Below are 7,822 nucleotides of genomic sequence, written 5' to 3'. Positions count from 1 at the left end.
CTCCATCTGCACCAGCAGCTCCTGTCAGGCCTGTAGCGCCTACAGCACCAACGGCTCCGGTATCGCCTGTAGCGCCTGTGGCTCCCGTAGGTCCTGCTGGACCAGTCGCACCTGTTTCACCGATTGCCCCATCGGCACCTGTAGCACCTGTAGCCCCAGTTAAACCCACAGCGCCAGTTGCTCCGATTTCACCTGTAGCCCCTGTAGCCCCTGTAGCCCCTGTAGCTCCCGTTGAACCGATGGCACCTGTTTCACCTGTAGTACCCGTGGGTCCTGCTGGACCAGTCGCACCCGTGGCACCCGTGGCCCCATCGGCACCTGTAGTTCCATCTGTACCAGCAGCACCGGTAGCCCCAGTAAGGCCCGTGGCGCCTGCAGCTCCCGTTGAACCTGTGGCACCTGTAGGTCCTGCTGGACCAGCGGCGCCCGTGTCGCCTGCAGCTCCATCCGCACCTGCAGCACCTGTAGCTCCATCTGCACCTGCGGCACCGGTGGCACCTACAGCACCAGCAGCTCCTGTTACGCCTATGGCACCGGTAGCTCCCGTGGCCCCATCTGCACCTGTAGCTCCATCTGCACCAGCAGCACCAGTTGCTCCAGTGTCGCCTGTAGCGCCTGTAGCTCCCGTTGCCCCATCCGCACCTGCAGCACCGGTGGCCCCGGTAGCACCAGTTGAACCTGCGGCGCCAGCAGCTCCGGTGTCGCCTGTAGCTCCATCTGTACCAGTAGCTCCTGTAGCGCCTGTGGCTCCCGTAGGCCCTGCTGGACCAGTCGCACCTGCAGCACCTGTAGCTCCATCTGCGCCAGCAGCGCCAGCAGCGCCAGTGTCCCCCGTTGCCCCATCCGCACCAGCGGCACCGGTAGCACCGGTTGAACCTGCAGCACCAGTTGCTCCGGCGTCGCCTGTAGCGCCTGTGGCTCCATCTGCACCTGCAGCGCCTGTAGCGCCTGTAGCGCCTGTGGCGCCTGTGGCTCCCGTAGGTCCTGCTGGACCAGTCGCACCTGCAGCACCTGTAGCTCCATCTGCGCCATCTGCGCCAGCAGCGCCAGCAGCGCCAGCAGCGCCAGTGTCCCCCGTTGCCCCATCCGCACCTGCGGCACCGGTGGCACCAGTTGAACCCGTAGCACCCGTAGCTCCCGTAGCCCCAGGAATGGACGGCATGAAGACGCCGGTCGTCAGCGTGGCGCCTGAGGTCAGCGTGAAATTGGCCGAATAATCGGTCGGCGGCGTGCCAATGGGGTTGTAAATCATGACCGCGGCATTGGGGCCGGTGACGGCTGCCACCGGCGTGCCCGGTGCAAAGTTGACGCTACCGTTGGTGGCTCCGTCGGTCCCGGCGACCAGGATCAGGTTGCCGCGGGTCGTCGTCAAGGCGACGGTCTCGACATTCACATGCCCGCCGGCGTTCGCCCGGAAGCCGCCGTCGGTGGTCGTGATCGCGGTCAAGGGATGCTCTGCGTTTTTGACGAGGTTGACGTCGCGCCCGGCGTTGGCCGTGAAGCTGCCGTTGGTGGTCGTGACCGGCGCAAACAGCGTCACATCGCGCCCCGCCGTGGTGACGAGACTGCCCCAGGTGGCGGTGATGGCTTCGTTCACGACCACGTCCCGAACAGCGTTCAGGGTCAGGGTGGAAACGGGCAAACCGCCCGGCGTTTTGGTCCACGAGATGGCCGTGTCCACGGTGATATCGCCATTGCCTGTTCCACCGGTGTTGGCGGTGATGATGGTGACGTTGCTGCCCGCAGTCAGCGCGGTCACGATATCAGCCACGTTCACATTGGCCGTATCGGCACTGGGATTCGGTGTGAAAACGTTGCCGACCAGGCTGCCACCGCTGGTGGGCGCGTTGGTGATCGACACATCGGCGGGGTCGAGCAACCACAGGCCCGCCGCGCCCTGGGCCGCCGAGGCGTTGACCCGGATGCCCGCCACGTCCAGCCAATGGCCCGAGGTCTCCATCAACCCGCCGTTGCCGCCTTGCGTGCCGCCGCGTGCGCTGATGTGGCCATAGGCTCGGGTGGATTCATTGGCCCACAACACGACGGTGCCGCCGTTGCCGGTGGTGACGGCATCGGCGTTGATGCGGGCGTCGGGGCTCATGTAGGTGGCCGTGGCGTTGGGCACCGCCGGGTTGTTGCCCTGGTAGCCACCGCCCACCAGCACGGTGCCGCCGCCAGCATCACCAGAGGCCAGTATCTGCCCACCGAACAAGCCCACGTGGCGCCCCGTCACCGTGACCTGCCCCCCGGTTTGGCCCGCACCCATGCCCGAGGCATCCAAGGTGCCGCCCACGTTGACCGTGCCGCTGTGCATGTCGCCCAGCAGCAGAATGCGACCGTTTTTGCCGGTGACGAGGGTTTGCGCCTGCACCACGCCGGTGTTGTTCACCGCGCTGCCCAGCAGACTGCTGGCCGACTGGGCCGTCAGCAAGACCTGGCCACCGTCCGCCTGTATCAGGCCGCCGTTTTGCGCCAGTGCGTTCACCGCACCTTGCTGCACCTTGACCTGAAGCAGGCCGTCGCCCGCCACGTCCAGCGTCATGGCGCTGCCTGCGCCGAGTGCCACCGTGCCGCGTTGCGCAGTGATCACGCCGTCGTTGCCCACCTGGGCGCCCAACAGCGCCACATAACCGCCGTCGGCCCGGATGTCGCCCTGGTTGTGCACCGCGCTGCGGCTGTTGCCGCTGAAGCGGTGGCGACCGGCCGCAAAGTCGGCGTCGGTGATGTTGAGGGTGGACGCGACCAAGCCGCCCACGTTGACCGACGCACCTTGGCCAAACAAGATGCCGTTCGGGTTCACCAGAAACACCTGGCCGTTGGCCGTCAGGCTGCCCAGAATGCGGGACGGGTCGGCGCCCACCACCCGGTTCAGCGCCACCGACTGGCTGTTGGGCTGCACAAAGCGCACCGCTTCGCCCGCTGCGATGTTGAAGCTTTGCCAGTTGAGGGTGGCTTGCTGGCTGGACTGGTGAATGGTGGTGTTGCCCGGCGCGGTGCTGATGCTGGCGGAACCCGCCGTGACCACGCCGCCGACCGGCCCGGCCAGGGCGTTGCCCCCCAAGAGCACCGCCACCCCCAAGGTCAGTGCTTGCAAGGCCAAGCCGTTTGCGCTGCGGCAAAACGGGGGTTGCGGGGCCTTCCCTGTCATCGCCACACCGGCGCGGGCGGTCTCATGCGGGGTGGATCGGGCGGTACGGTTCATGGGTTCACCACAGTTCATGAGGTCACTCCAACAGTCTTGAAAATTCTGCGCACCCAGCACCGCGACCCGACAACGGGCAACGGGCTTGAAAGCGTGTGGGGGCCTGGGTCCCAAGGTGCCAAGACGTGGGTCTGGCAACGCGGGGACATTGGGGGGCAATTCTGTTGAGAAACCCTGGGCCCGTCTGTGCGGTCGCGCGCGCAGCGCAGCACACAGAAGCAAGGAAAGTCCGGGCGTGGTGGCGCCGGTGCTCAAGCCATACCGCGCAGGCGGTCTTTCACCCAGGCTGCGGCATCCACCAAGCGGTTGTGACGGTTTTTGGGCTGGCGCTCACGCGCAAGCGGTTGGCCGTTTGAGGGCGGCGCGGCTTATATATGAACCGCCAGCCCCGCGGTCAAGCCGGCCCGCTGCGCAAGGCCTCTACACTGGCGCGCACCACGCCGCCCACGCTGCCGCTCTGGGCAAACTGTTTGCGCAGGAACGTGGCGTGGTTGCCGTCGCGGGCGGCGGTGCGCTCGATCTCGTCCAGCGCGGCGGTGGAGTTCAGCGCGTCGGCGTGCGGGCCCAGTTGGCGCAGGGTGGCCAGAATGTCTTCGCGAATACTGATCTGCTCGCGCGTTTTGGGGTTCACCATCATGCCGTCGAGCCCGAAGCGGCAGGCCTGGAAGCGGTTGTAGGTGTAGACGAGGTAATCGTCTTCTTCGGGTGGTGGCTCGCTGCGCTCCAGCAGGTGGCGGCACAGCGCCTGCAGGTAGCAGGCCAGGCCGGCGGCGCGCTCCACGGTCAGGGGCGTGTCGCACACGCGCAGTTCAATGGTGCCGTACTCGGGTTTGGGCCGGATGTCCCAGTAAAAGTCTTTCATCGACTTCACCACGCCGGTGGACTCCATTTTGGTGAAGTAGATGTTGGCAAATTCTTCCCAGCTGAGCATGAAGGGCGCGCGCCCGCTCAGGGGAAAGGCAAACACCGAGTTCAGTCGGGCCGAGTCGAACAGCGTGTCCACCCCCTGCGAAAACGGCGAAGAGGCCGACAGCGCGATGAAATGCGGCACGTAGCGGTTGAGCGAATGCAGCAAAAACAGCGCCTCGTCGGGGCTGGCGCAGCCAATGTGCACGTGCTGGCCAAACACGGTGAACTGCTTGGCGAGGTAACCGTACAGGCCCGAGAGTTCCTGGAACCGGGGCTTGGAGAAAATACGCTGCTCAAACCAACGTTGAAACGGGTGCGTGCCGCCGCCGGCAATCTCGATGTTGAGCCGGTCGCCGGCGCGCACCAAGGTGTCGCGAATCTCGCGCAGCTGGGCCAGCAGCGGGCCGTGTTCGGTCTGGATGTCGGTGGCAATCTCGATCATGCTCTGCGTCATCTCGGGCGTGACCACACCGGGAAAAGGCTTGCGCCGCAGCAGCTCCAGCAGGTCGTTGGCGCTGCTGGACAGGTCCATGTCGTAGGTGTTGACGAGCTGCAGCTCCAGCTCGACGCCCATGGTGAGCGATTTCGAGGCTTTGAATGTTTCCAGTGGCATGGCTCAGCCCTCCTTCGTCACGTGGGTTTCGTGGGCCGCCATCAGGGCGCGTTGGGTGACCACCGGGCCCAGCAGCTCTTGCACCAGCATCATGCCGGCCATGGCCGAGAGCACCTGCACCGCCGGGTCAAAGCCGTACAGCCGGCTTTGCTCCAGCAGCAAAATGGCAAACGCCGACATGGGCGTGAGCGCCAGCCCGGTCAGCATGCCCTTGCGCTCGGTGATACCCGAGATGCGCGCGGCGGCCAGGCTGCACCCCACTTTGGAGGCGGTGCGCACCGCAATGAGCAAGGTGCCCAGCAGCATGCCGGCGCCGACGTCGGCCCAGTCCAGCAGCGCGGCGATGTAGACAAACAAAAACACCGACAACAGGTCGCCAGCGGTACCAAAGTCGCGCTGCGCGTTGGTCAGGTGCACCCGGCGTTCGCGCGCCACGATGCCGAAAGTGAGCGCGCCCAGCAGCGGCGAGAGCTTGAGCCCGTACGACATGGTGGTGAGCAGCACCACCGCCAGCGCAAACACCACGGTGACGCTGCGCTCGTGCGTGCCGCGCTGCCCCAGCAGCCAGGGCGCCAGCACGCCCAACAAAGCCCCTGCCGCCACCGACGTGGCCAGCACATGGATGCTGCCAAAGGCGGCCAACACCAGATCCCCCGAGGTGCTGAGGTACCAATAACCCACCACCAGCTTGAGCGCCAGCACCGACATGAGGCAGTTGATGGCGCACAGATGCAGCACCCGTTCGGTGACTTGGCCCGCGCCGCGCAGCTCGTTGGCCACCCGCACAATGCCGGCGGGCGAGGTGGAAATGGACAGCGCCGCGATGATCAGGCGCACATCCAAGGCCAAGTCGAACCAGCCCGTGACGGCGTAGATGAGGCCGAAGGTGACGATGGATTCGGTCACCCCGAGCAACAACACCCACGGGTTGTGGCGAAACCAGCGCAGGTTGATGCGGTAGCCCAGCTCAAACAGCACCAGCGACAGCGCCACGTTGGCCAGAAACGGCAGGCCGGGCACGTCGCCGGTGAGGCCGGGCAGGTTCAGCAGGCCGCCCAGCAGCCCCACCGCCACGTAGCTCGACACCCTCGGTATGCGCCACAAGCCGTACAGGCGCTCGGCCAGAAACCAGGCCAGCAGCAGCACCAGCGGCCAGGCCATGGTTTGGAGGAGGAAAGAAAAGTCGGTCACCATGGGCAGATCTCCTGGGTGAAAGCCTGGGTACACAGGCCCCGCGCTGTGCACAGGCAACCAACGGGACATGAAACCAACACAGGCCAAACGGCATCAGCAAGCGCTGACTGGAACACCGGAAAACGGCGGCACAGCGGTGCCACCACGAAGAGCGCCAGACCTTGACGGGCCTGACTGCGCTGCGCGTCTGAATGCTTCAGACCGCGAAACGCTGCGTGAGCTCTTGCAAGTTCAAGGTTTCAAGCACCTGCAACAGGCGCTCACGCGACCGGGCACGGGCGCCGCTCCGGTCGTCGGCCATTCTACGGGCCAAAATCAGCTCGTTTTTCATGGAATGTTCCCAGCCCACCAGCTCGGTCACGGTCACGCTGTAGCCGTGCGCCTCCAGCTGCAGGCAGCGCAACACGTTGGTGATCTGGCTGCCGAATTCGCGCGTGTGCAACGGGTGCCGCCACAGCTCGGCCAAGGGCGTGCGCGACAGGCTCAGCGCCTTGTGCTGGCGCATCACACCGGCCACCTCGGCCTGGCAACACGGCACCAGCACCATGAACTGCGCCTGCTTGGCCAGGCCAAAGGCAATGGCGTCGTCGGTGGCGGTGTCGCAGGCATGCAGCGCGGTCACCACGTCGATGCTGGCGGGCAGCTCGGGGTGGGTCAGCGCCTGCTGCACGGTGGTGGCCAGAAAGGCCATGCGCGCAAAGCCCAGCCGCGCCGCCAGCGCCTGCGACTTGGCCACCAGCTCGGCACGCGACTCCACGCCGTACACATGGCCCACGGCCTTGTCCTTGAAAAACAGGTCGTACAAGATGAAGCCCAGGTACGACTTGCCCGCGCCGTGGTCGGCCAGGGTCACGTCGCCGCGCGCCTTCAGCACCTCGGCCAGCAGCGGCTCAATGAACTGCACCAGGTGGTAGACCTGCTTGAGCTTGCGCCGGGTGTCCTGGTTGAGCTTGCCCTCGCGGGTCAGGATGTGCAGCTCTTTGAGCAACTCAACCGACTGGCCGGGACGCAGTTCGGGCAGCTGCTCTTGCAGCGTGGGGATTGGGCGTTTTTTCTCAGCGGTTTTGGACATGGGGGCGATGATAGGCCAGCCCCCGCACAACCCGGACAACGGCGCGGCGACAATGCCGCATGACCTCTGCCCACCTGCACCCTTACACCGCCCTCACACCCGACGTGGTGCAAGACGCCCTGGCCAGCATCGGCCTGTGGGGCGACGGACGCCTGCAAGCGCTCAACAGCTTCGAGAACCGGGTCTACCAGATCCACCTGGAAACCCCGTTTGACGGCTGCGAACAGGTGGTGGCCAAGTTTTACCGGCCCGAGCGCTGGAGCGACGCGCAGATTGCCGAAGAACACGCCTTGGCCGCCGAACTGGTGGCGGCTGAAATTCCGGCGGTGCCGCCGCTGGTGGTGCAGGGCGCCACGCTGCACCACTTTGGCGGCTTTGCCTTTGCGGTGAGCCCGCGCCGGGGTGGCCGCCGCCCCGAGCTGGACGACTTTGAGGTGCTGGAATGGATTGGCCGCTTTCTGGCACGCATCCACACCGTGGGCGCGGCGCGGCCGTTTGTGGCCCGCCCGGCGCTGGACGCCGCCACCTTCGCGCACGAGCCGCGCGACTGGCTGCTGCAACACCGCATGGTGGCGCCTGAAGTGCAAACCGCCTGGTCTGAGGCCCTGACCGAGGCGCTGGCGCTGATTGAGGCGCACCCGGTGCTGCGGGCCGACGCACCAAACAGCGAAGGCGGCATCCAGCGCCTGCGCCTGCACGGCGACTGCCACCCCGGCAACATTTTGTGGACCCCCGAAGGCCAGCCCGGCGCCGGGCCGCATTTTGTGGACCTGGACGACGCCCGCACCGGCCCCGCCGTGCAAGACCTGTGGATGCTGCTCAGCGGCGACCG

At 66.2% G+C, this 7,822-nt stretch carries 5 protein-coding genes; 1 reads left to right on the top strand and 4 read right to left on the bottom strand.

What is annotated here, in order from left to right:
• The 4 genes from Q7J58_RS04155 to Q7J58_RS04140 all read right to left on the bottom strand — a co-directional run.
• Positions 1-3,202 (bottom strand): filamentous hemagglutinin N-terminal domain-containing protein (locus Q7J58_RS04155; RefSeq protein ID WP_304823842.1); only part of this gene is annotated, 3,202 nt, incomplete at its 3' end.
• 394 nt (positions 3,203-3,596) lie between these two features.
• Positions 3,597-4,724: a YbdK family carboxylate-amine ligase gene (locus Q7J58_RS04150; protein ID WP_304823839.1), complete on the bottom strand. Its 1,128-nt coding sequence runs from the start codon at positions 4,722-4,724 to the stop codon at positions 3,597-3,599.
• A 3-nt stretch (positions 4,725-4,727) separates the two neighbouring features.
• Entirely contained in the window at positions 4,728-5,918 is a 1,191-nt protein-coding gene (locus Q7J58_RS04145; RefSeq protein WP_304823836.1) for a cation:proton antiporter, read from the bottom strand.
• A 196-nt stretch (positions 5,919-6,114) separates the two neighbouring features.
• The gene (locus Q7J58_RS04140; RefSeq protein WP_304823833.1) at positions 6,115-6,990 is read right to left on the bottom strand and encodes an SAM-dependent methyltransferase; all 876 of its coding nucleotides are present in this window, start codon (positions 6,988-6,990) and stop codon (positions 6,115-6,117) included.
• 59 nt (positions 6,991-7,049) lie between these two features.
• Between Q7J58_RS04140 and Q7J58_RS04135 the strand changes: the two genes are divergently transcribed.
• Positions 7,050-7,822 (top strand): serine/threonine protein kinase (locus Q7J58_RS04135; protein ID WP_304823830.1); only part of this gene is annotated, 773 nt, incomplete at its 3' end.

The sequence above is a fragment of the Hydrogenophaga sp. genome (genome assembly GCF_030656115.1).
Lineage (GTDB): Bacteria > Pseudomonadota > Gammaproteobacteria > Burkholderiales > Burkholderiaceae_C > Hydrogenophaga.
Note: the sequence above shows the minus strand (reverse complement) of the source record. Positions and strands in the feature narration are given on the sequence as shown.

Excerpts from the sequence above, each read along its gene's own strand:
- Q7J58_RS04145 (WP_304823836.1), bottom strand. The coding sequence starts at position 5,918 with ATGGTGACCGACTTTTCTTTCCTCCTCCAAACCATGGCCTGGCCGCTG.
- Q7J58_RS04140 (WP_304823833.1), bottom strand. The coding sequence starts at position 6,990 with ATGTCCAAAACCGCTGAGAAAAAACGCCCAATCCCCACGCTGCAAGAG.
- Q7J58_RS04150 (WP_304823839.1), bottom strand. The coding sequence starts at position 4,724 with ATGCCACTGGAAACATTCAAAGCCTCGAAATCGCTCACCATGGGCGTC.